Below are 22,235 nucleotides of genomic sequence, written 5' to 3'. Positions count from 1 at the left end.
GGCGCGCCATGACCGACCACAGCAACACCCCCCGCACCACCCCGCGCGTCTCCGCCACCTTCGATGAGTACACGCTCTCGGAGATCCGCCGCGCGGCGGCGACCGGCATCTATGACATTCGCGGCGCCGGCGCGAAGCGCAAGCTGCCGCATTTCGACGACCTGCTCTTCCTCGGCGCCTCCATGTCGCGCTACCCGCTGGAAGGCTATCGCGAGCGCTGCGACACCTCGGTCGTGCTCGGCTCCCGCTTCGCCAAGAAGCCGATCGAGCTGAAGATCCCGATCACCATTGCCGGCATGAGCTTCGGCTCGCTCTCGGCCAATGCCAAGGAAGCCCTCGGGCGCGGCGCCTCGGCCATGGGCACCTCGACCACCACGGGCGATGGCGGCATGACCAATGAGGAGCGCGGGCACTCGACACAGCTCGTCTACCAGTATCTGCCCTCGCGCTATGGCATGAACCCGGACGATCTGCGCCGGGCCGATGCCATCGAGGTCGTGGTCGGGCAGGGCGCCAAGCCCGGCGGCGGCGGCATGCTGCTCGGCCAGAAGATCACCGAGCGCGTCGCCAAGATGCGCACCCTGCCGCAGGGTATCGACCAGCGCTCCGCCTGCCGCCACCCGGACTGGACCGGGCCGGACGATCTCGAAATCAAGATCGAGGAACTGCGCGAGATCACCGATTGGGAGAAGCCGATCTATGTGAAGGTCGGCGCCGCGCGCCCCTATTACGACACGGCGCTGGCCGTGAAGTCGGGCGCCGATGTGGTGGTGGTCGATGGCATGCAGGGCGGCACCGCCGCCACGCAGGAAATCTTCATCGAGCATGTCGGCATCCCCACGCTCGCCGCCGTGCGTCAGGCGGTGAAGGCGCTGCAGGATCTCGGCATGCACCGCAAGGTGCAGCTCATCGTCTCCGGCGGCATCCGCAACGGCGCGGATGTGGCCAAGGCTCTGGCGCTCGGCGCGGATGCCGTCGCCATCGGCACCGCGGCCCTCGTCGCCCTCGGCGACAATGACCCCCACTATGCCGCCGAGTACGAGGCCCTGGGCACCAAGCCCGGCGCCTATGATGACTGGCACGAGGGCCGCGACCCTGCCGGCATCACCACGCAGGACCCGGCGCTGATGGCGCGGCTCGACCCGGTCGCCGCCGGTCGGCGCCTCGCCAACTACCTCGCCGTGCTGACGCTGGAGTGCCAGACCATCGCCCGCGCCTGCGGCAAGAGCCACGTCCACAATCTGGAGCCGGAAGATCTGGTGGCTCTCACCATCGAGGCGGCGGCCATGGCCAATGTGCCGCTCGCCGGGACCAACTGGATCCCGGGCGCCAACGGCAGCTTCTGACCCGACCTGGTGGTCGTCATCCCGGCCGGAGGCGTAGCCGAAGAGCCGGGATCGCACGCCGAACTGTTTCGCGATCCCGGATACGGCCTGACGGCCGTTCCGGGATGACGGCACAGAGTGACAGGGCCGGGAGGCGGCCCTGAAAATGCATCACCAACGAGCCCCAAAGGGGCCGGGGAACAGCACGCAACCGGATTGCATCCATGGCCAGCGATTACACCGACCTGAAGCACGCCGCCAATGAACTTGGCATCAAATACTTCCTCATCTCCTATGTCGATCTGTTCGGCGGGCTGAGGGCCAAGCTGGTTCCCGCCGCCGCCATTGGCGGCATGCAGAAGGCCGGCGCGGGCTTTGCCGGCTTCGCCACCTGGCTCGATATGAGCCCGGCCGATGCCGACCTGTTCGCCGTGCCGGACGCGTCGAGCCTCATCCAGCTTCCCTGGAAGCCGGAAGTGGGCTGGCTCGCCTCCGATCTCGTCATGAATGACGAGCTGGTGGCGCAGGCGCCGCGCAATGTGCTGAAGCGCACCATGCTGGCTTCCGAGTCCATCGGCTACCACATGAAGACCGGCGTGGAGTGCGAGTTCTTCCTCACCAATGCCGACGGCACCAAGATCTCCGACGGCTCGGACACCGCGACCAAGCCTTGTTACGACCAGTCCGCTTTGATGCGCCGCTACGAGGTCATCAAGGAAATCTGCGACAGCATGCTCACGCTCGGCTGGCGCCCCTACCAGAACGACCATGAGGATGCGAACGGCCAGTTCGAGATGAACTGGGACTTCGCCGACGCGCTGGTGACGGCCGACCGCCATGTCTTCTTCAAGTACATGGCGCGCTCCATCGCCGAGAAGCACGGCTTCCGCGCCACCTTCATGCCCAAGCCCTTCATCGACCTCACCGGCTCGGGCTGCCACATGCACACCTCGCTGTGGAATGGCGACGAGAACCTGTTCGCCGACGAGGATGGCGAGCTCGGCGTTTCCGACCTCTGCTACAATTTCATCGGCGGCCTGATCCACTCGGCCGATGCGATGTGCGCCTTCACCAACCCGACGGTGAACTCCTACAAGCGCATCAACGCCCCGCGCACCATCTCCGGCGCCACCTGGGCGCCCAATACCGTCACCTATACCGGCAATAACCGCACCCACATGATCCGCATTCCCGATGGCGGGCGGCTTGAGCTGCGCCTGCCGGACGGCGCGGCCAACCCCTATCTCGCCCCGGCGGCGATGCTTGCGGCCGGTCTCGACGGCATCCAGAACCAGCGCGATCCGGGCAAGCGGCTCGACATCAACATGTACACGGACGGGCACAAGGTGCGCGGCGCCAAGAAGCTGCCGCTCAACCTGCTCGACGCTATCCGCGCGCTGGAAAAGTCGTCCGTGCTGCGCAACGCGCTCGGCGCGCCGCTGGTCGACGGCTATATCAAGCTGAAGAACGAGGAATGGAACGCCTATTCGCGCCATCTCACCCAGTGGGAGCGCGACAACACGCTGGATATCTGACGCGCTTTACCGCGCGTGTAGGACAGGGCGGCGCTCGGGGGAGACCCCGGGCGCCGTTGCTTTTTGGGCGGGCGCGAAAGCTTCGCGCAAGGGAATGAATCGAAAAACGGTCCGAGCGCATGCCTGGCGCCGTGTGGGCCGGGCAGGATCAGAACCCGTCTTCCATCGTATGGATCGCCCATGTCCTTCAAAAACCTGCCGTTGATCGGCAAGATTTCCTCGCTTCTCCTGCTGCTGGCCGCCTTCGCTTCCGGATTGATCTATTTCGCCGGATCCCAGATGCAGAATATCGATGACAGCTATAGCGAGGCGCTTGAGGGCCCCGCCCGCGCGACCGTCGCCAGCGCCCGCGCCAACCGCTTCGTGGTCTGGTACAATCAGGCCGTCTACCAGTCCATCACCGCCGTCTCGGATGAGGACAACCAGCGCGCGATTGATGTTCAGAAGCAGGCCGTCGATAGCTTCCACAAGCGCATGGAAGCGGTGAAGACCTTCTATCCGGCCAAGGCCGCCGCCGTGGACGAGTTGACTGGCCGCTTTGACCAGATGATCACCGGCCAGTGCGGCGACATCGTCAAGCGCGCCAATGCCAGCACCAATGCCGAAGAGAATGTGGCGCTCGGCATCCAGTACACGCAAACCTGCATTCCGATCTCGCGCGGCATCGTCGCCGATGTTGCCAAGTTCGTCGATAACAACGAACAGTACATGCAGGATCTGGCGGCGAACCTCGGCGACAAGACCAGCCGCACCTTGACCTTGGTCTATTCCGGCACCGCTGGCGCGCTGGTTCTCGTTCTGCTCATCGCCTTCTTCGTCACCCGCCTCGGCATTGTCCGCCCGATCAGCAATGTCAGCCATGTGCTCGACGAGCTGGCCGCCGGCAAGTTCGACATGACCGTCTCCGGCACCGACCGCAAGGACGAGATCGGCCGCATGGCCAAGGCCGCCGAAGCGCTGCGCGCCGCGCTGGAGCAGGCCGAGCGTGATCGCGAGGAAGCCCGCATGGCCGAGCTGCGCGCCGCCCAGCGCGTCGTCGCCGAGCGCAACGCCATCGCCGACGATTTCGAGGTCAAGATGGGCGCGCTGGCCGACCAGTTCGCCTCCTCCTCCGGCGAGGTGTCCGTCGCCGCCCGCAACCTCTCGGCCACCGCCGAGGAGACCTCGCGCCAGGCCGTCGCCGTGACCAACGCCGCCGCCGAAGCCTCGACCAATGTGCAGACGGTGGCCAGCGCCACCGAGGAGATGAGCTCCTCGATCCGCGAGATCGGCTCGCAGGTGACTCAGGCCGCCAACATTGCCGTCTCCGGTTCGGATGAGGTGACCCGCGCCGCCGCCGAAATCCGCGAGCTCTCCGAGGCCGCCAACAAGATCGGCGAGGTGGTCAACCTCATCACCGACATTGCCGGCCAGACCAACCTGCTCGCGCTCAACGCCACCATCGAGGCGGCGCGTGCGGGTGAGGCGGGTCGCGGCTTCGCGGTGGTCGCGCAGGAGGTCAAGCAGCTCGCCGAGCAGACCGCCCGCGCCACGCAGGAAATCGGGCTGAAGGTGCAGGGCATCCAGCAGTCCACCAGCCGCACGGTGACCTCGATCGAGAAGATCGTCGGCACCATCACCCAGATCCGCGACGTTACCTCGATGATCGCCGCGGCCGTGGAAGAGCAGACCGCCGCCACGCAGGAGATCGCCAGCAACACCCATATGGCGGCGAACGGCACCGGCGCGGTCAACGACAACATCGCCGGCGTCGGCCGCTCGGCCGAGATGACGGGCGCGGCTTCGACGCAGCTTTCCTCGCTGTCGAACTCGCTGTCCTCGCAGGCCGGCGACCTCCAGCGCGAGGTGGCGGACTTCGTGCGCAATTTGCGCGCGGGCTGATCCGCTCCGCCTCGGCACGCGCCTAAAACAAACCGCCCCGCAGCGATGCGGGGCGGTTTCCGTTTGCGCGGCGCGCGCCCGACGGCCGGCGGTTAGGGCGCGACCGACAGTTTGGCGCAAGGCAAGAGGGCGACAAACGGGCTGAGCGCCATGCCCGGCGCCGGGTCGGCTGGGCAGGGTCGAAATCCGCCCCGCACCCCCATTGGATCGCCCATGTCCTTCAAGAACCTGCCGTTGATCGGCAAGATTTCTTCGCTTCTTCTGCTCTTGGCGTTGTTCGCCACCGGCCTCGTCTATTTCGCCGGCACCAAGATGCAGGCCATCGACGATTCCTATGGCGACGCGCTGGAAGGCCCGGCCCGCGCCGCGGTCGCCGCCGCCCGCGCCAACCGCTTCGTCGTCTGGTACAATCAGGCCGTCTATCAGTCTGCCGTGGCGATGACGCCCGAAGACAACAAGCGGGCGATCGAGGTTCAGCAGCAGGCGGTCGATAGCTTCCACAAGCGCATGGACGCGGTTGCCGAGCTCGATCCGGCCTTGGCCGCCACGGCGAGCGAGTTCGTCCGCCGCTTCGATCAGATGATCAAGGTGGATTGTAGTGACATCGTAAAGCGCGCCATCGACAACGCCGATGTGGCGCAGGCCGGCGTTATTGCCGCTGAGTACACCAAGACCTGTATCCCGATCTCGCGCGGCATCGTCGCCGACATCGCCAAATTCGTCGATGAGCGCGAAAAGGCTCTCGGCACACTGACCGATCAGCTCCATGCCGATGCCGACGAGACCGTCACCATGGTCTATGCAGGCACCGCTGGGGTGCTGGTTCTCGTCCTGCTCATCGCCTTCTTCGTCACCCGCCTCGGCATCGTCCGCCCGATCACCGGCCTCAGCCAGACGCTGAGCGAACTCGCCGCCGGCAAGTTCGACATGACCGTCTCCGGCACCGACCGCAAGGACGAGATCGGCATCATGGCCAAGGCCGCCGAGGCGCTGCGCGCCGCGCTGGAAGAGGCCGACCGCCTGCGCGAGGAAGCCCGTATGGCCGAGCTGCGCGCCGCCCAGCGCATGGTCGCCGAGCGCAACGCCATCGCCGACGATTTCGAGGTGAAGATGGGCGCGCTGGCCGACCAGTTCGCCTCGTCCTCCGGCGAAGTCTCGGTCGCGGCGCGCAACCTCTCGGCGACCGCCGAGGAGACCTCCCGCCAGGCGGTCGCCGTGACCAATGCCGCCTCGGAAGCCTCAACCAATGTGCAGACGGTGGCCAGTGCCACCGAGGAAATGAGCTCCTCGATCCGCGAGATCGGCTCGCAGGTGACGCAGGCGGCCAACATCGCCGTGTCCGGTTCGGATGAGGTGACCCGCGCCGCCAGCGAGATCCGCGAACTCTCGGAAGCGGCCAACCAGATCGGCGAAGTGGTGAAGCTCATCACCGACATCGCTGGCCAGACCAACCTGCTCTCGCTCAACGCTACCATCGAGGCAGCACGCGCCGGCGATGCCGGCCGCGGCTTCGGCGTGGTCGCGCAGGAGGTCAAGCAGCTCGCCGAGCAGACCGCCCGCGCCACGCAGGAGATCGCCTCCAAGGTGCAGGACATCCAGCAGGCGACGAGCCGTACGGTGACCTCGATCGAGAAGATCGTCGGCACCATCACGCAGATCCGCGACGTCACCTCGATGATCGCCTCGGCGGTGGAGGAGCAGACCGCGGCGACGCAGGAGATCGCCAGCAATACCCATATGGCGGCGAACGGCACCGGCGCGGTGAACGACAACATCGCCGGCGTCGGCCGCTCGGCCGAGATGACGGGCGCGGCCTCGACGCAGCTTTCCTCGCTGTCGAACTCGCTCTCGGCGCAGGCCGGCGACCTCCAGCGCGAGGTGGCGGACTTCGTGCGCAATTTGCGCGCCGGCTGATCGCTTCGCGCGTCACCCAAAAACAAACCGCCCCGCAGCGATGCGGGGCGGTTTTCGTTTGCAGGGTTGGTGAGGGGAGGGCGACGTCTTCCCCCGCCTCAGAACCGTATGCTCAGAACCTGACGCTCAGCCGCGCATTGAAACCGTTCTCGCTGACCCCGTCGCCATACTGGCCGGTATAGGCGATGCCCAGCGTGGCGGTGGCGCTGATCAGCACGTCGAGCCCGGCCTCGACCACCGCCGCGTCCTCGGCGATCGGCGCGCCGGTGACGGTGAAGGCGTCCGAGCCCGCAAAGGCCTGCGTCACCGTCGGGTCGATGTCGCCGAAGGCATGGCGCCAGCCCAGCGCGCCGCGCAGCGTCGCCGCCGTCGAGCCGAAGGCGATCTCCTTGGCAAGGCGCACGCCCAGCGTGGTGAAGGTCGTGTCCATGGTCTGGGAATCGCCCGTCAAGGCCGCCGCGCCGCCCTCTTCCCTGTAGCCGTCCTGGTGCAGGCTGACATAGGAGAGGTTGGCGAAGGGCTCGAAGGCGATGCCGGCCGCGTCGATGCGGTAGCCGAGTTCGCCGAAGGCCTGCACCGTGCCGGCGTCATAATCGGCCGACAGGCTGTCCGTGTAGCCGGTGAAGGCGACGCTACGGTTGGTCGAGATGTCCTGCCACGTATAGGCTAGGCCGGTGCGCAGCGCGAGCGGGCCCCATTCGTTGCCGCCGTAAAGGCCGATATGCCAGTTGTCGCTCGAGCCGGAGGAGTTGCGGCCCGAGATCGAGAAATCGGTGTAGCTGTAGCCACCGGCCACGCCGAGGCGCCAGCCGTCGCCGACCAGCGTATCGGCGCCGATCAGGAAGCCGCCGGTGGAATCGGAGACGCCGGCGGCATTCGAGTTGCCGTCCATGTCGCCCCAATTGCCGAAGGCGGTCGACCACAAAGCGAAGCGTTCCACCGGCGCGACGGCGGGCGCCGCCTTCACGGGGATGCTGAGATCCGCCGCCACCTTGACGGGCGAGGGCGCGGCATAGGCTAGCGCCCCCGAGGACGTCTCGACCACATTGACCACCGTGCCAGCCGACGCCCCGACGCCGCCCTGCGCCGCCCGCAGGCGATCATTCAGCGCGCCGCGAATGAGCGAGGACTGTTCCATGAACAGGCTCTGCGTCGAGGCATGCACCTCGCCGGAGAGCTGGTCATAGGCCCACTGCGCCTCGCTGGCCGAGGTGAGGAACAGCACCGAGTTGTACAGCGCGAGCGACGCCCCCGTCTGCGGCAGCGTACCCAGCGCCGCCGAAGTGGCGATCTGGTTCGGCGTCACCGCGACGCTGGTGAAGGCGTTGTCGGAGGCCGAGATCACCACATTGATGCCGTTGGCGAGGTCGTTCACGTCCACCGTCAGGAACAGCGAATCCGTGGTCACCGCGCCGAAGGCCCCGACCACGCCGCCGGTCGCGGCGACGATGGTGTAGACCTGCGCGGACTTGTAGCTCGCCTGCGGGTCCAGCGCGACGAGGTTCACCGTCGCCCCGTTCAGGAAGGCCTGGCCGGAGGCGGTGATGAGGTCGCTATTGCCGGCGCCGTCCAGCTCCACGACATAGATCGAGCCCGGCGCGAAAGTCACGTCGCCGGTGACGACCAGGGTGCCGATGGAGTTGCCCGGCGTCACCGTGCCGCCCGCCTCGACGGAGAGGGAGGCGATCGTGGTGTTGCCGCCCAGCGTACCGCCGGCGCCGACCGTGACGGCGAGATCCGGGATGGATGCGTTCAGCTTCACCGTGCCGCCGATCACATCCAGCGTGCCCTCGAAGTCCGGGGAATCGACGGTGAAATTGGTGACGCCGGCGAGGTGGCGGATCGCGCCGCCCGTGCCGGACAGTTCATTGTTGAAGGTAAGGCCAGTGCTGGTGTGGTTAAACACCAGCGTGGCGTCGCCACTGCCGAAGAACACGCCATTGGTGCCGAGCACCGTGCCCGGCGCGACCGGCGCCTCGCCTTCGGCGGCGCCGATATTGAGCACGCCGACGGAGCCGACCTCATTGGCGATATGCACCAGATTCGCCGCGGTCAGCGTCGCGCCGTTCTGAACGGTGACGGTGCCGTTGCCCTCATAGCCGACCCGGAAATTGCCGGAGAATCCGTCGCGGGAGAGCACTTGGAACAGCGTCCCCTGGCCCGTCAGCAGCAGCGTGCCGACTGAGCCGGCATCCACGCCAACGCCAGCCGTATAGGCGGTGGCCACGGCGCCGTCCGACACGGTCGCCGCGCCATAACCGCCATCGCCATTGCCGGTGCCGCCGACATAGATGTTCAGCCAGTTGTGCCACGTCGTGCCGGCGCCGGTGACGGTGAGGGTGGTGACCGCCGCCGTGCCCGCGCCACCGATATAGGTCGCGTCGGCGTTCAGCGTGGCGCCATTGCTGATGACCGAGGTCGCGCCGTCATCCGGGCTGAAATAGCCGGCGGCCGCGTCCCAGTCCACCGGAGGCGTCGTGTTGCGGGTGCCGAGCAGCATGGTGGTGCCCGGCCCGGTGACGGTGATCGTCGCGCCAAGGCCGGCATAGATGCTGCCGTCATAGGTCTGGAAACTGGCGCCGTTCTCGACGGTGAGGGAGCCGGTCGACTCATCGCCGCGCCCCACATTGACGCCGCCCGTATTGTACCAGGTCGTGCCGGTGCCGGTGACGGTCAGTGAGCCCGTGCCCGACAGCGGTGCCGGTGCCCGGGATAGAAAGCCACGCCCGCCGATATTCAGGGTCTCGCCATTGGTGACAACAGCTCCGCCGGAAACGGTGACGCTGCCCGTACCGCGTGGGCCGATATTCGTCGTGTACAGATTGTCCCAGGTGGTGCCCACGCCGTCTATCGTGACGGTACCATTGCCGGTCTCGTACTCACCGATCGTGACGTTGTTGGTATTCAACGTCCCGCCGCTTGAGAGTTGCAGCGTGCCGGTGCCCGACTGGCCGACGATGACGTAGTCGCTCTCGTCGGTCCAGGTGGAGCCCGTGCCGCTGATGATGACCGTGCCGGTCGAGCCCTGGTCCTGGCCGATGATGCCGCCATAGGGATCGGAGATGAAGCCGACGAGGCCGAGCGTCGTCATCGTCACGCCCGGAGCGATGGTCAGCGTGCCGCTCTCGCCATCGGCGATACCGATATAGGCAGCATAGAAGGTTTCCGTCGCGCTGAGCGTCTCGCTCAGGCCCGGTGGGGGGGCGCTGACGTACAGAGTGTCATAGCCATTGGCGAAAGCAGCTGCGCTCGACAGAGAGCAAGCAATCAGCGCGGTGGACGCGAACAGCGTCCTCCGGAAATCGAACTTGGACATTGCACCCCCCGCTCCCCGCCTTTTTCTGGCAGGTGAGTACCTAGACCGGCGTGGCCGGCCAACCCGCCCTGCCGCCAGAGCACCCCAGTGCCCTAGAGGAAGAGTCCTCTTGCCGTAACATCCAGCAAGATTTGAACGGTACCAATATGCCCGCAGGCATCAAGAGGGGAAAACTTCCCTGGGGAACCCTACCCACCAAGAAGCCGTCGAGTGTTGCGCGGCTGCACCACCCTGGATAGCAGACGCGCTCACTCGCACGACTTCCAGCCGAACACTTCAACGCGCCGGAACGGGCGCGGCGCGCGGCGTGGCGGAGCCGGCGAAGCGCCGGGCGCCGGCGACGCAGGCGACGATGCCGAGCGTCACCGCCAGCATGGTGGCGTTCACCGCCTCGCCGAGCAGCAGCCCGGCCAGAGCAAGGCCAAAGAAGGGCTGGAGCAGCTGCAACTGGCCGACCGCGGCGATGCCGCCGCGCGCGAGGCCGCGATACCAGAAGATGAAGCCGATCAGCATGGAAAACAGCGAAACATAAGCGAGCCCCGCCCAGGCGCTCACCGGCACCTGCGCGAACGAGGCCGGCCACATCAGCGCGGTCAGCACCAGCATCAGCGGTAGCGACAGGACCAGCGCCCAGGAAATGACCTGCCAGCCGCCGAGTCGGCGCGAGAGGCGGGCGCCTTCCGCATAGCCGAGACCGCAGACAATGATCGCCGCCAGCATCAGCGCATCCCCCAGCGGCGCGGCGCCAACGCCCTCGCGCAGGGCGAAGCCGACCACCAGCGCGCTGCCGAAGAGCGAGAATACCCAGAAGGCCGGGCGCGGCCGCTCGCCCCCGCGCAGCACGCCGAACAAAGCGGTGGAGAGCGGCAGCAGGCCGATGAAGACGACGGAATGGGCGGAGGTGATGTGCTGCAGCGCCAGCGCGGTGAGCAGCGGGAAGCCGACGACCACGCCGAGCGCGACGACCAGCAGCGGCACGATATCCGCCCGCGCCGGCCGGCGCTCGCGCAGCAGGATCAGCAGCGCCAGCCCGAGCAGCCCGGCGATGCTCGCCCGCGCGGTGGTGAGGAAGACGGGATCGAAGGCGAGCACGGCGGCGCGCGTCGCCGGCAGCGAGCCGGAGAAGATCACCATGCCGGTGAAGCCGCTGATCCAGCCGCCCGTCTTGTCCCTCGTCCCGACGCTTGCGCTCACGGTCATCATTCGCTCCCTGGCCTCGGAGCGTCATGCGCCGCGCGGCGTGGACGCTCCAGAGACGGTCCCGTACAGTTGGCAAGAACTGTATGGGTGTTGAAGGCGGTACGGATGGCGACGCGGATCGAGGCGGTGATGGCGGCTTTGCGCGGGCGGATCGGGCCGCGCGGCCTTGCCGCCGGGGCGAAGCTCCCCTCGGTGCGGGCGCAGGCACGGGCGATGAAGGTCTCCGTGTCCACGGTGGTCGAAGCCTATGAGCGGCTCGCCGCCGAAGGCGTCATTCAGGCGCGGCCCGGCTCGGGCTTTTATGTGACGGGCGTGGCGGCCCCCGCGATGCTGGCGATACCCGGCCCGCCGCGCGAGCGCGAGGTCGATCCGCTCTGGATTTCCCGCCAGTCGCTGGAGGCTGGCGAGGAGGTGCTCAAGCCCGGCTGCGGCTGGCTGCCGGCGTCGTGGATGCATGAGGCCGGGCTGCGGCGCGCCTTGCGGAGCCTTGCCCGCGCGCAGGCGGCGACGCTGACCGACTACGCCACGCCGCTCGGCCTATTGGCGCTGCGCGAGGTGCTGGCCCGCCGGCTGGCGGTCAGTGGCATCGAGGCGGGGCCGGAGCAGATCCTGCTCACCGAGTCCGGCACGCAGGCCATCGACCTGATCGGCCGGCTTCTGCTGGAGCCGGGCGCCACGGTGCTGGTGGACGATCCCTGCTATTTCAACTTCCACGCGCTGCTGGCGGCGCATCGGGTGAACGTGGTGGGCGTGCCCTACACGCCTACGGGGCCGGATGTGGAGGCGTTCGAGCAGGCGCTCGCCACCCATGCGCCGCGCCTCTACATCACCAATTCGGCGATCCACAACCCGACCGGCGCCGTGCTCTCCCCCGTCGTCGCGCACCGGGTGCTGAAGCTTGCCGAGCGGGCGGACCTCCTCATCGTCGAGGACGACATCTTCGCCGATTTCGAGCCGACGCCGGCGCCGCGCCTCGCCGCCTTTGATGGCCTCGCGCGGGTGATCCACATCGGCAGCTTTTCCAAGACGCTCTCGGCCTCGGTGCGCTGCGGCTACATCGCCGCGCGGCCGGATTTCATCGACGCGCTGGCGGATCTGAAGATCGCCACCAGCTTCGGCGGCGGACGGCTGGCCTCGGAAATCCTGCTCGCCGCCCTCACCGATGGCGGCTACCGCAAGCATATGGAGAGCGTGCGCGCCCGGCTCGCCGTCGCGATGGCGCGGACCATCGACAGGCTGGAACCGCTCGGCATCACGCCCTGGCTCGTGCCGCGCGCCGGCATGTTCCTCTGGTGCCGGCTGCCGGAGGGGCGCGACGCGGCGAGCCTTGCCCGCGCCTGCCTCAAGGAAGGCGTGGTGCTCGCGCCCGGCAATGCGTTCAGCCGGGGCCAGACCGCGAGCGGCTTCCTGCGCTTCAACGTGGCGCAGACGCTGGACGAGCGCGTCTTCGCGGCGCTCGCGCGGGGGCTGAGGGACTAGCCTCCCAGTGCCTGCAGTTCGGCGACGGCGGCGGCGAGGCGGGCGAGGTTTTCGGCCGTATAGGCGCGGTAGTCGAAATCAATGGTCGAGTGCATCTCCGAGACCATGCTCCAGAGCGCCTCGCGCAGCAGCGAGGCGACCAGCATGGCCTGCAATTTCAGGATCAGCGGATCATCCGGCGCGCGGTCGTAATAGAGACCGAGCATTTCCGCCCGCTGGGCGGCGTCGAAGCCATTGTTCGAGGCGAGGCCGCCGAGGTCGAACAGCGGCGTGTTGAAGCCGCCATAGTCCCAGTCGATCAGCCAGAGCCGCGCGCCGTCGTCGATGAAATTGGCCGGCAACAGGTCGTTATGGCCGAACACGATCTCGCTCGGCCCGACCAGCGCCTCCACCCGCGCGGCCAGCGCCGCATAGCTGGGCAGGTCGTGCTTCAGCCGGTGGTCACCGTCGCGCAGCGCGTGGAGATAGGAGCGCAGCACATGGAAGGTCCAGAAGGCGAGTGCCGGCCCGCGCAGGTGGCGGGTGACCTCGACATGCGCCCGGCGCACCAGCTCGACCACGCGCGGCAGGTTGGCCCGCACATCGGCCTCGCCATAGGTGCGGCCTTCGATGAAGTCGATGACCAGCAGCCCCGGCTCGGCATGGCGCAGGCGAGGGGAGATGCCCGCCGCCTCCGCCGCGCGGGCGGCGGCGAGCTCGTTGAAGCGCATGACATTGTGGCGGGGAATGTCGTCGCCGAGCCGCACGACGAATTTTGCTCCCTCATCCTCCACCACGAAATTGGTGTTGGTGATGCCCCCGCCGAGCGGTTGCGGCTCGACGCGGGAGCGCCAGATCGGCAGGGCGCGGATGCGGTCGGCGGCGGTGGTCATGGGCGGGCTATCCGGTGGGCGAGAAAGGATGCGTGCTGGCGCCAGGCGAGGCAATCGGCGTGCCGATGTGTCCGCAATGCTTGCTCGCGGGGGCGTGGCCTCTCCCTCTCCCCGGTGGGGAGAGGGGTGGGGTGAGGGGGGCTCAACGCTTCGCAACCTGCTAGCCCCTCACCGACCCGCTTCGCGGGCCACCTCTCCCCAAGGGGGAGAGGACAACCATTCGTTCTCTCAGCTGAAAATGCGGGCATTCTCCGGGTCGTAGAGCGGGGCGAGATGCAGCTTGGCCGGCACGCGCTCGCCGGCGACTTCCAGCTCATAGCTCCCCGCCATCAGGAAATCGTCGTCGAGCCCGCCTTCCGGCCGGCGCACATAGCCATAGCCGATGGGCAGGCCGATCGTCGGGCCGAAGCCTGCCGAGGCGAGCCAGCCCATGCGCACGCCATCGCGGTAGATGGTCTCGCGCCCGAGCAGGATGATGGCGGGGTCCGCCACGGTGAAGCCGGCGAGGCGCTTGGTGAGTGGCTGGCCGGCCTTGGCCTCCAGCGCCTCGCGGCCGATGAAGGGCAGGCCGGAGCCGAGCTTCACCGCCCAGCCGAGGCCGGCCTCGATCGGGGAATGATCCGGCCCGACATCCGAGCCCGAGGCCCAGTAGCCCTTTTCCAGCCGCAGGCTTTCCAGCGTCCGGTAGCCGATATTGGTGATGGCGAATTCCGCCCCCGCCGCCATCAGCGCCTCATAGACGCTGGCGGTGAATTCGGTCGGCATATGCAGCTCATAGCCGAGCTCGCCGGCATAGGTGAGGCGCAGCGCCCGCACCGGCGCGCCGGCGAGGCGGATCTCGCGCAGCGACGCATAGGGGAAGCCGGCGTTCGACACATCGTCGCCGGTGAGCTTTTCCAGGAGCGCCCGGCTGTTCGGGCCGATCAGCGTCAGCACGCCATAGGCCGAGGTGATGTCGATGAGATGGGCGTCGAGCTCTTCGGGGATGTTGCGGCGGATCCAGTCGAAATCATGGGTCGCCGCGCCGGTGCCGGCGATCAGGTAGTAGGAGGTCGGCGACAGCCGGGCGACGGTGATGTCGCATTCGATACCGCCGCGGCGGTTCAGCATGGGCGCGTAGGTCACCGTGCCGACCGGGCCCGCGACATCGGCCGCGCTGATGATCGACAGCGCCGCCTCGGCATCGCGGCCGATCAGAAGGAACTTGGCGAAGGAGCTCTGGTCGAGAATGGCGAGCGAGGCGCGGGCGGCGCGGTTCTCGCGCGCCACCGCGTCCGCCCAGTTCGGCCGTCCATAGGTGTAGATGTCGCGTGGCTCGTCGCCGGGCGCGGCGAACCAGTTCGGCCGCTCCCAGCCGAGCTTCTCGCCGAACACCGCGCCCTGCGCGGCCAGCCGGTCATAGAGCGGGGAGCGGCGCAGCGGGCGCCCGCTGGCGTGCTCCTCATGCGGCCAGGCGATGGTGTAGTGCTTGCCATAGGCCTCCAGTGTGCGGGCCCGCACCCAGGCGACATCCTGATGGTTGCGGCCGAAGCGCAGAATATCGACGGGCGAGAGGTCGTAGGGTGGGCGGCCATCGCCGGCGATCCATTCCGCCAGCGCCTTGCCGGCGCCGCCGCCCGAGGCGATGCCGAAGGCATTGAAGCCGGCGCCGACATAGAAGCCGGTCAGCTCCGGCGCCTGGCCGAGAATGAAATTGCCGTCGGGCGTGAAGCTCTCCGGCCCGTTGATGAGTTCCTTGACGCCCGCCGTCTCCAGCGCCGGCACGCGGCCGAGCGCCAGCTCCATGATCGGCTCGAAATGGTCGAAGTTCGAGGGCAGGAGCTGGAAGTTGAAGCCCTCGGGAATGCCGCCCTCGGCCCAGGGAATCGGGTTCGGCTCATAGCCGCCCATGACGAGGCCGCCGACCTCTTCCTTGTAATAGGTCAGCCGGTCGGGATCGCGCAGGGTCGGCAGGTCCGGCGTCACGCCCTCGATGCGTTCGGTCACCATGTACTGGTGCTGCACCGAGACGAGGGGGACATTGACGCCGGCCATGGCGCCGACCTCGCGTGCCCATTGCCCGGCGCAGTTCACCACGATCTCGCAGGCGATGTCGCCGCGATCGGTGCGCACACTGGTGACGCGGCCCTTCTCGACGGTGAGGCCGGTGACGCGCGTATCCTCGCAGATGGTGACGCCGTTCATCCGCGCGCCCTTGGCGAGCGAGGCGGTGATGTCGGAAGGGTTTGCCTGCCCGTCCGTCGGCAGGAAGGCGGCGCCGACGACATCCGACACGTCCATCAGCGGCCAGAGCTTCTGCGCCTCCAGCGGGGTGAGCAGGTGCATTTCCAGCCCGAAGGAGCGGGCGGTGGTGGCCTGGCGCTTCACCTCGGTCCAGCGCTCTTCATTGCAGGCGAGGCGCAGGCCGCCATTCATCTTCCAGCCGGTGGCAAGGCCGGTCTCGGCCTCCAGCGTGCGGTAGAGCTTCACGCTCTCGCCCAGCAGCTGGGTGATGCCGGCATTGGAGCGCAGCTGCCCGACAAGGCCGGCGGCGTGGAAGGTGGAGCCGGAGGTCAGCTTGTGCTTCTCGACCAGCACCGTGTCGCGATAGCCCATCTTGCCGAGGTGATAGGCGGTGGAGGCGCCGATGATGCCGCCACCGATGATGACGATGCGGGCCTGGGTGGGGAAGGCGGACATCGCGGGGCTTTCCTGCTGCGAAGGGTGCCGGAAGGGTCGGGCGAGGCAGTGGGGTATGTCAACAAATTTCCACACAATGCCACATGATTTGTGGGTTTGGAGGAGCTGTTGTCGTGGTCGGGGTGCCGGCCCTGCCCGCCGCGACGCCCACCTGTCCCTTGCCCTCGTCCCTCGTCCACCGTCATCCCGGACGGCCGCCGGCCGATCCGGGATCGCATGCCGCCTAGTTCACGCGGTTCCCCTCACAGAACGCCGTCATCCCCGGGCTCGGCCCGGGGATCCACGACTTGGGCCGGGCGCGACAGCGGCAAGTCGTGGATGGCCCGGCCATGACGGCCTGAGGGTGTAGGGCGCCGCGCCAGAGTTGAATGGAAGCCGTCCCCCGGCTCACGTCCGGGGACGGCCTGACGGCCCCTAAAATGGATGTCGCACCAAAACCCCCGCGCCGCTGTCGCGGCCGGGGTTCTGTTTCAGGCGCCGACAGCCCAAAGAAGGGCGCGCGGGGCACCGGGGCGGACGCCGACGGCGGCCGCCTGCACCTTTGTTTTAAAAGGTGGTGCAAGCCTTCACTCAGCCAACCGACGCGCCGCTCCCGGCGCCCCGCACGCGGTGTTTTGTGGCTTGCTTCGGGAGGCCCCTGGAGGAGTCAGACTTGTTATCCTCCACTGAAGGCGGCGCCCACGCGCTTGAAGGCGCGTAGCATCCCGCCCGTGAACGGCGCTCCGCCGCCCGGGAACACCCGACTTGGGCCGCGTATTGCCCGGGTGCGTTACTCCCGCGCAATAAGCCACCGCCCCCATCCCCCACGCCGGCCGCTCCGGACGCACCCCTCGGTGAGGACAGGTGCGGGAAGGATGACGGAGAATGGGGTGCGTGTCTAGGTTTTTTTTCCTACAAACCCTGTTTGCCGTCGTCTCTGTTTCCGTCATCCCGGACGGCCAAAGGCCGAGCCGGGATCGCGTGCCGCCATGCTTGATGCTTCCGTCTCAGGCTCACCAACGGATGACGATCCCGGCTCTGCGGCTTCGCCTCCGGCCGGGATGACGGGAGGGTGGGAGAGGCCGACAAGGCCGGGGCCGGCCTCTCACCCGAGTCCCTCACCCCCGCGCCTCCGGCAGCAGGATTGCCACATCTGCCGCGGCGCATTGGGCGGTGAAGCTGTCGGGGGGCGGCAGGTCGGTGACGATGGCGTCGACCGCGGCCAGCGGGCAGACGGTGACGGAGGCCTCGCGGCCGAACTTGCTGTGGTCGGCGATGACCCATGTGTGCTCGGCCTGCGCCATGGCGGCGCGGGAGAACTCGGCCTCGAACAGATGGAAGTCTGCCAGCGCGCCGTCACTGGTGATGGCGCCGACCGAGAGCAGGGCGTAGCGCAGCTTGAACTGGCCGATGAAGGCGATGGCCGAGGCGCCGAACGCCGCCGCGTCCTCCCCGCCGAGTTCGCCGCCGGCCATGAAGACGCGGTTGCCGTTGCGCGAGGCGAGGCGGTAGGCGATGTGGGCGGAATGGGTGACGATGGTCAGCCGGGCGCGGGCGGTCAGCGCGTCCGCGACATAGGCGGAGGTGGTGCCATTGTCGAGGAACAGGCTGTCGCCATCCTCGATCCGCGCCGCCACCAGCCGGGCGATGGCGAGCTTGGCCTCGCGGTTCACCTGCATGCGGCGCTGGAAGGGCGGCTCCTCGGCGCGCTCGGGCACCATCACCCCGCCATGGAAGCGCAGCAACTCGCCCTCCGCGATCAGCGGCTCGATGCTGCGCCGGATCGTCTCGGTGGAAACGCCGAGCCGCACCGCCAGTTCGGTGATCGAGCAACTGCCCGTGCCGCGCACGATCTGCATCAGCTCGGTGCGACGCTTCGCGGACATGGGCAGCTCCCGCCTGTGTGATCCTCACGCCTGAATGCCACGAAATCCCACAGCGACGCCATGAAAAGCCGAGGCTTGCGGGCGGTCTGCGCACGGTTTTGCGGGCCCCTTGGCCGCATGGTGCCGCCCGTTCTGTTCATGGCGAGAAAATGCGTTTCTCTTGGAGAAATATTCTTGACAGCCTCACGGGTGGGTGCAAGCATCCTCACTGTGAGCCTGAGCCGTGGCCGTGCATTCGTCCGGCGGCGGTGGCTTGTTTCCAGTGAAACTGTCCAGCGTCCTGCCGCCCGCCTCGTGGAACGAAGGTTTCCTCTGCCATGACCGCTGCCTTTCCGCGCAATTCCATTCTGAACGAGCGGCACATCGCGCTCGGCACCAAGTTTGAATCTTCCTGGAACGGGATGCCACTGCCGCAATTCTATGCAACCGATCCTTATGAGGAAGTCGCGACGATCCGCTCCAAGGCCGGGCTGATCGATGTGTCGTCCCTCAACCTCGTCAACGTCACCGGCCCGGAGGCCGAGGCGCTGCTCAACGCGGTGCTGACCTCCGACATCGCCAAGATGAAGCCGGGCCAGTCGGCCATCAGCAACATCGTCGACGATGAGGGCTCGCTGATCGACGACGTGCTGGTCTATCGCAACGGCCCGCAGGATTTCCGCCTGTCGCATGGCTCGGGCAAGCTCGAGGAGGTGCTGGCTGAGTTCAGCGCCGGGCGCGACGTGACGGTGGCCAATGATGGCGACACCCATGTGCTCTCGCTGCAGGGCCCGCTGGCGCTGGAGATCCTCAAGCCCTACGCCTCGATCGACCTGACCACGCTGAAATATTTCGAGCACGCCCCGGCCATCCTGTTCGGCCGCGAGGTGACGCTGGCGCGCGGCGGCTATTCGGCCGAGCGCGGCTATGAGGTGTTCTCCAAGGCGGCCGACACCGTGTTCATCTGGGACGCGATCCTGGAGGCCGGCAAGCCCTATGGTGCCATGCCGGTGTCCTGGCAGAGCCTTGACATTGTCCGCGTCGAGGGCGCGCTGCTGTTCTTCCCCTATGACATGCCGAAGGGCGACGAGACCCCCTGGGAGGTCGGCGCCGACTGGACGGTGGATCTCGACAAGCCGGCCTTCCGTGGCAAGGAGGCGCTGATCCGCCGGAAAGCCGAGGCGCGCGTCGTGCAGCGTGGCATGGAGATCGACCATCACGAGCAGATCGAGCCCGGCGCCAAGCTGTTCAAGGACGGCGTGGAGGTCGGCTCGCTCAACTCCTCCATCTACAGCCGCCACCTGATGCGCTCCATCGCGCTGGTGCATGTGGTGCCGGAACTGGGCGCCTTCGGCACGGAATTCGAGGTGGTCGGCCCGCAGGGCAGCTTCACCGGCCGGCTGGTGAAGACCCCCTTCTACGACCCGCTGCGCCTGCGCACCCACCCGCTCGAGGAGCGGTGAGGCTTTTGCCGGGCGTCATCCCGGACGGCCGACGGCCGATCCGGGATCGCGTGTCGGCTCGTTGACGCGGCCTCCCTCTCAGAACACCGTCATCCCCGGACTTGGTCCGGGGATCCACGACTTGGAGCCGGGTGCGGCAAGGCAAGTCGTGGATGGCCGGGACAAGCCCGGCCATGACGGCGCGCGGGTGGGGATGGGGCGTCATACGATCCCGGTTCTGCGCTCAGGCTTCGCCTCCGCTGGTCCGGGGCACGGCTTTTGTCATCCCGGACGGCCGGAGGCCGATCCGGGATCGTGCGCAGGATGGAGAGCGATCCCGGCTCTGCGCTTCGCTTGGCCGGGATGACGCCATCGGATGTGACAAGGCCGGAGCTCCTGTGCTCCGGCCTTGTCGTTTCAGCCTGTCGGTGTCGCGTTCTACGCCCGCACGCGGCTCTTGCTCGGGTCGTAATGCGGGAAGGGGACGATGCTGGCCGTGATGCGCTTGGCGTGGCCGTCGAGCTTGCCGATCTCGACGCTGCCGCCCGCCTCCGCCACGCTGACATCGAGCCGGGCGAGCGCGATGATGTGGCCGAGCGTCGGCGAGCGGGTGGCGCTGGTGACGACGCCGATCTGCGCGCGCCCGTTGAAGATCGGGTCGCCATGGCCGACCGGCTCATTGCTGGCGATGGCGAGGCCGACCAGCTTCTTTGAGGGATGCTCGCGCCGGCGGGCGAGTGCCGCCTTGCCGACGAAGTCGTCCTCCTTGGAGGCCGGCACGGTGAAGCCGATGCCGGCCTCGAACGGGTCGGTCTGGTCGCAGAACTCATAGCCGGCAAAGGCGAGCCCGGCCTCGATGCGGACCATGTCGAGGGCGAGGAGGCCGAGTGGCTCCAGCCCGTGCGGCGCGCCCGCCGTGATGATCGCGTCCCACAGCTCCGCGCCGCGGTTCGGGTGGCACCAGATCTCGAAGCCGAGCTCACCGGTATAGCCGGTGCGCGAGACCATGACGGGGATATCCGCCCCGGTCTCGGAGGTCACCTTGCCGATGGTGAAGCGGAACCATTTCAGCTCATCGGCGCTCGGCTGGTGCGCGGGGGTGGTGAGGATGGCGCGCAGTATATCGCGGGATTTCGGCCCCTGAAGCGCGAGATTGTGCAACTGGTCGGTGGAGGATTTCACCACGGCGTGGAGGCCGTGTTTCGCCGCCAGCTCCCGGAGCCAGACCCCGCAATAATCATCTCCGCAGACCAGACGGAAATTGTTCTCGGCGAGGCGGAACACCGTGCCGTCGTCGAGCATGCCGCCATGCTCGTAGCACAGGGCGGTATAGACCACCTGCCCGACGGCGAGCTTGCGGATGTCGCGGGTGACGGCGAGCTGCACCAGCCGCTCGGCATCCGGGCCGAGGATCTCGAATTTGCGCAGCGCCGAGAGGTCCATCACCACGGCGCGCTCGCGGCAGGCCCAGTATTCCTCGATCGGGCCTCCGGCGTTGAAGCAGTCCGGCAGCCAGAAGCCCTTATACTCGCTGAATTTGCGCGTCAGCGCCGAGGTGCGGGCGTGGAAGGCGGTCTCGCGCGTCAGCCGCGGGGCGGAATCGGGCGTCATGCGGTGGGCGATCCCTCTGGAGAAGCTGTTGGCGCCGTCATAGACGCGCACATGGATGTCGGTCGGGTGCCAGGCATTGGAGGCGTCGATATCGTCGGCGCAGGAGGAGGAGGCGCAGACGAGATCGGTGAGCGCGCGCAGCAGCACATAGTCGCCCGGCCGCGACCAGGGCTCGTCCATGCCGATGCGGTCGCCCGGCGAAACGAAGGTGTTGTAGAAGAAATTGACCGCCGGCCAGCCCATTTTCGGCGCGATGCCATAGGGCGCGAGCGCGCGGTTGAAATTGTCCGTGCAGTTGTCGTGCCCGGGATAGCCCATGTCGTCGTAATATTTGGCGTTGCAGGCCAGCATGAAGGTGTCGTGCCGGCCGACCGTGTCGCGGATCACCTCGACCAGCGCGGTCTGGTCCTCGTCGAAATATTTCGAGTGCAGGCCGGGGCCGGGGCTCGCGGAGCCCATCAGCGTGCGGGTGGTGGTCGGGTCCAGCCCCTTCTCGCGGCCTGACCTGAGCTTGGCGGCGTCGAAGGCGAGGAAATCCGAGCATTGCTGCCCGTCCACGTCGATGATCTGGATGTAGTCGCCGGCCTTCACCTCATAGGCGCTGGCCGAGGCGGCGCGGATGCGCAGATCGAGCGTGGGCTCAGCGAGCGGCGGGGGCACCGTGCCGCTGGAGGGCGCGGCGGGCTCGATCTCGACGATCAGATCGGTCGGCGCGTCCTGCGCGGCCGGGTCCATCGGCCCGCCCGGCGCGATGAGCACGCAGCGCAGAGGAGCGGGGGCGGTGAGATTGACGGCGCTACCCGGCACGGCCTCGGGCGGAAAAAGCGCGAAGGCCACCGCTGGTGCGCCGAGAAAGGCGCGAGCGGCTTCCGGCACGGCGTCGGGTTGCGCCTCGGGCGCGGGGGCCGGGGTGAGATCGCCGAGCGGGCCATCCAGTCCCGCTACGACGAGGAGGCCCGGCTGGCCGCCCTCGGGGTCGATGATATGGGCGCGGTCGCCGGGCTTCAGCTCGAAGCTGACGAAGCCGCCACCTTGCGCCACATGGCGCAACCGCGCGGGATTGATCCGCCGCGCCGCCGTGCCGGTCGATCCCGGCGGGATGGTGCCGAGCTGAATGTTCATGGCGTTTCCTCCCGC

The 22,235-nt window shown here is 67.8% G+C and carries 12 protein-coding genes; 6 read left to right on the top strand and 6 right to left on the bottom strand.

The window, feature by feature from the left end:
• Positions 1 to 8: 8 nt before the first annotated feature.
• The 4 genes from AncyloWKF20_RS13830 (at position 9) to AncyloWKF20_RS13815 (ending at position 6,655) form a co-directional block, all read left to right on the top strand.
• Complete coding sequence (locus AncyloWKF20_RS13830) at positions 9 to 1,346, top strand: FMN-binding glutamate synthase family protein (RefSeq protein ID WP_279314609.1); 1,338 nt, start codon at positions 9 to 11, stop codon at positions 1,344 to 1,346.
• Between the two features lie 203 nt (positions 1,347 to 1,549).
• Complete coding sequence (gene glnT, locus AncyloWKF20_RS13825) at positions 1,550 to 2,860, top strand: type III glutamate--ammonia ligase (RefSeq protein ID WP_279314608.1); 1,311 nt, start codon at positions 1,550 to 1,552, stop codon at positions 2,858 to 2,860.
• Between the two features lie 180 nt (positions 2,861 to 3,040).
• On the top strand, positions 3,041 to 4,741 hold the full coding sequence (locus AncyloWKF20_RS13820; protein ID WP_279314607.1) for a methyl-accepting chemotaxis protein: 1,701 nt from the start codon (positions 3,041 to 3,043) through the stop codon (positions 4,739 to 4,741).
• Positions 4,742 to 4,954: 213 nt separating this feature from the next.
• The gene (locus tag AncyloWKF20_RS13815; protein ID WP_279314606.1) at positions 4,955 to 6,655 is read left to right on the top strand and encodes a methyl-accepting chemotaxis protein; all 1,701 of its coding nucleotides are present in this window, start codon (positions 4,955 to 4,957) and stop codon (positions 6,653 to 6,655) included.
• Positions 6,656 to 6,767: 112 nt separating this feature from the next.
• Here the strand turns inward: AncyloWKF20_RS13815 and AncyloWKF20_RS13810 are convergent, their stop codons facing one another.
• Together AncyloWKF20_RS13810 and AncyloWKF20_RS13805 are read right to left on the bottom strand one after the other, a co-directional pair.
• Positions 6,768 to 9,971, bottom strand: coding sequence for an autotransporter domain-containing protein (locus tag AncyloWKF20_RS13810; RefSeq protein WP_279314605.1), 3,204 nt, complete (start codon positions 9,969 to 9,971; stop codon positions 6,768 to 6,770).
• A 276-nt stretch (positions 9,972 to 10,247) separates the two neighbouring features.
• Entirely contained in the window at positions 10,248 to 11,105 is an 858-nt protein-coding gene (locus AncyloWKF20_RS13805; protein ID WP_279317976.1) for a DMT family transporter, read from the bottom strand.
• Positions 11,106 to 11,276: 171 nt separating this feature from the next.
• On the opposite strand from AncyloWKF20_RS13805, the gene AncyloWKF20_RS13800 reads away from it, so the two are divergent.
• Positions 11,277 to 12,650: a PLP-dependent aminotransferase family protein gene (locus tag AncyloWKF20_RS13800; protein WP_279314604.1), complete on the top strand. Its 1,374-nt coding sequence runs from the start codon at positions 11,277 to 11,279 to the stop codon at positions 12,648 to 12,650.
• On the opposite strand, the gene AncyloWKF20_RS13795 is transcribed toward AncyloWKF20_RS13800, so the two are convergent.
• From AncyloWKF20_RS13795 to AncyloWKF20_RS13785, 3 genes are all read right to left on the bottom strand, one after another.
• The gene (locus tag AncyloWKF20_RS13795; RefSeq protein ID WP_279314603.1) at positions 12,647 to 13,522 is read right to left on the bottom strand and encodes a choline kinase family protein; all 876 of its coding nucleotides are present in this window, start codon (positions 13,520 to 13,522) and stop codon (positions 12,647 to 12,649) included. The genes AncyloWKF20_RS13800 and AncyloWKF20_RS13795 overlap by 4 nt on opposite strands.
• 228 nt (positions 13,523 to 13,750) lie before the next feature.
• Positions 13,751 to 16,201, bottom strand: a complete 2,451-nt coding sequence (locus AncyloWKF20_RS13790; RefSeq protein ID WP_279314602.1) for an FAD-dependent oxidoreductase — start codon at positions 16,199 to 16,201, stop codon at positions 13,751 to 13,753.
• A 1,097-nt stretch (positions 16,202 to 17,298) separates the two neighbouring features.
• Positions 17,299 to 18,066 (bottom strand): DeoR/GlpR family DNA-binding transcription regulator, encoded by a 768-nt coding sequence (locus AncyloWKF20_RS13785; protein ID WP_279314601.1) that lies wholly within the window; start codon positions 18,064 to 18,066, stop codon positions 17,299 to 17,301.
• A 317-nt stretch (positions 18,067 to 18,383) separates the two neighbouring features.
• Between AncyloWKF20_RS13785 and AncyloWKF20_RS13780 the strand changes: the two genes are divergently transcribed.
• Positions 18,384 to 19,508, top strand: a complete 1,125-nt coding sequence (locus tag AncyloWKF20_RS13780) for an aminomethyltransferase family protein (RefSeq protein ID WP_279314600.1) — start codon at positions 18,384 to 18,386, stop codon at positions 19,506 to 19,508.
• A gap of 417 nt (positions 19,509 to 19,925) precedes the next feature.
• Here the strand turns inward: AncyloWKF20_RS13780 and AncyloWKF20_RS13775 are convergent, their stop codons facing one another.
• Entirely contained in the window at positions 19,926 to 22,220 is a 2,295-nt protein-coding gene (locus tag AncyloWKF20_RS13775; RefSeq protein ID WP_279314599.1) for an aminomethyltransferase family protein, read from the bottom strand.
• Positions 22,221 to 22,235 lie beyond the last annotated feature (15 nt).

This window comes from Ancylobacter sp. WKF20 (assembly GCF_029760895.1).
GTDB lineage: Bacteria > Pseudomonadota > Alphaproteobacteria > Rhizobiales > Xanthobacteraceae > Ancylobacter.
The sequence above is the reverse complement of the archived record's forward strand: the minus strand, read 5'-3'. Positions and strand labels throughout refer to the sequence as shown.

Coding starts and splice junctions, on each gene's coding strand:
- AncyloWKF20_RS13820 (WP_279314607.1), top strand. CDS start 3,041: ATGTCCTTCAAAAACCTGCCGTTGATCGGCAAGATTTCCTCGCTTCTC.
- AncyloWKF20_RS13775 (WP_279314599.1), bottom strand. CDS start 22,220: ATGAACATTCAGCTCGGCACCATCCCGCCGGGATCGACCGGCACGGCG.
- AncyloWKF20_RS13830 (WP_279314609.1), top strand. CDS start 9: ATGACCGACCACAGCAACACCCCCCGCACCACCCCGCGCGTCTCCGCC.
- AncyloWKF20_RS13780 (WP_279314600.1), top strand. CDS start 18,384: ATGACCGCTGCCTTTCCGCGCAATTCCATTCTGAACGAGCGGCACATC.
- AncyloWKF20_RS13805 (WP_279317976.1), bottom strand. CDS start 11,105: ATGGTGATCTTCTCCGGCTCGCTGCCGGCGACGCGCGCCGCCGTGCTC.
- AncyloWKF20_RS13790 (WP_279314602.1), bottom strand. CDS start 16,201: ATGTCCGCCTTCCCCACCCAGGCCCGCATCGTCATCATCGGTGGCGGC.
- AncyloWKF20_RS13810 (WP_279314605.1), bottom strand. CDS start 9,971: ATGTCCAAGTTCGATTTCCGGAGGACGCTGTTCGCGTCCACCGCGCTG.
- AncyloWKF20_RS13795 (WP_279314603.1), bottom strand. CDS start 13,522: ATGACCACCGCCGCCGACCGCATCCGCGCCCTGCCGATCTGGCGCTCC.
- AncyloWKF20_RS13785 (WP_279314601.1), bottom strand. CDS start 18,066: ATGTCCGCGAAGCGTCGCACCGAGCTGATGCAGATCGTGCGCGGCACG.
- AncyloWKF20_RS13800 (WP_279314604.1), top strand. CDS start 11,277: ATGGCGACGCGGATCGAGGCGGTGATGGCGGCTTTGCGCGGGCGGATC.
- AncyloWKF20_RS13815 (WP_279314606.1), top strand. CDS start 4,955: ATGTCCTTCAAGAACCTGCCGTTGATCGGCAAGATTTCTTCGCTTCTT.
- glnT (WP_279314608.1), top strand. CDS start 1,550: ATGGCCAGCGATTACACCGACCTGAAGCACGCCGCCAATGAACTTGGC.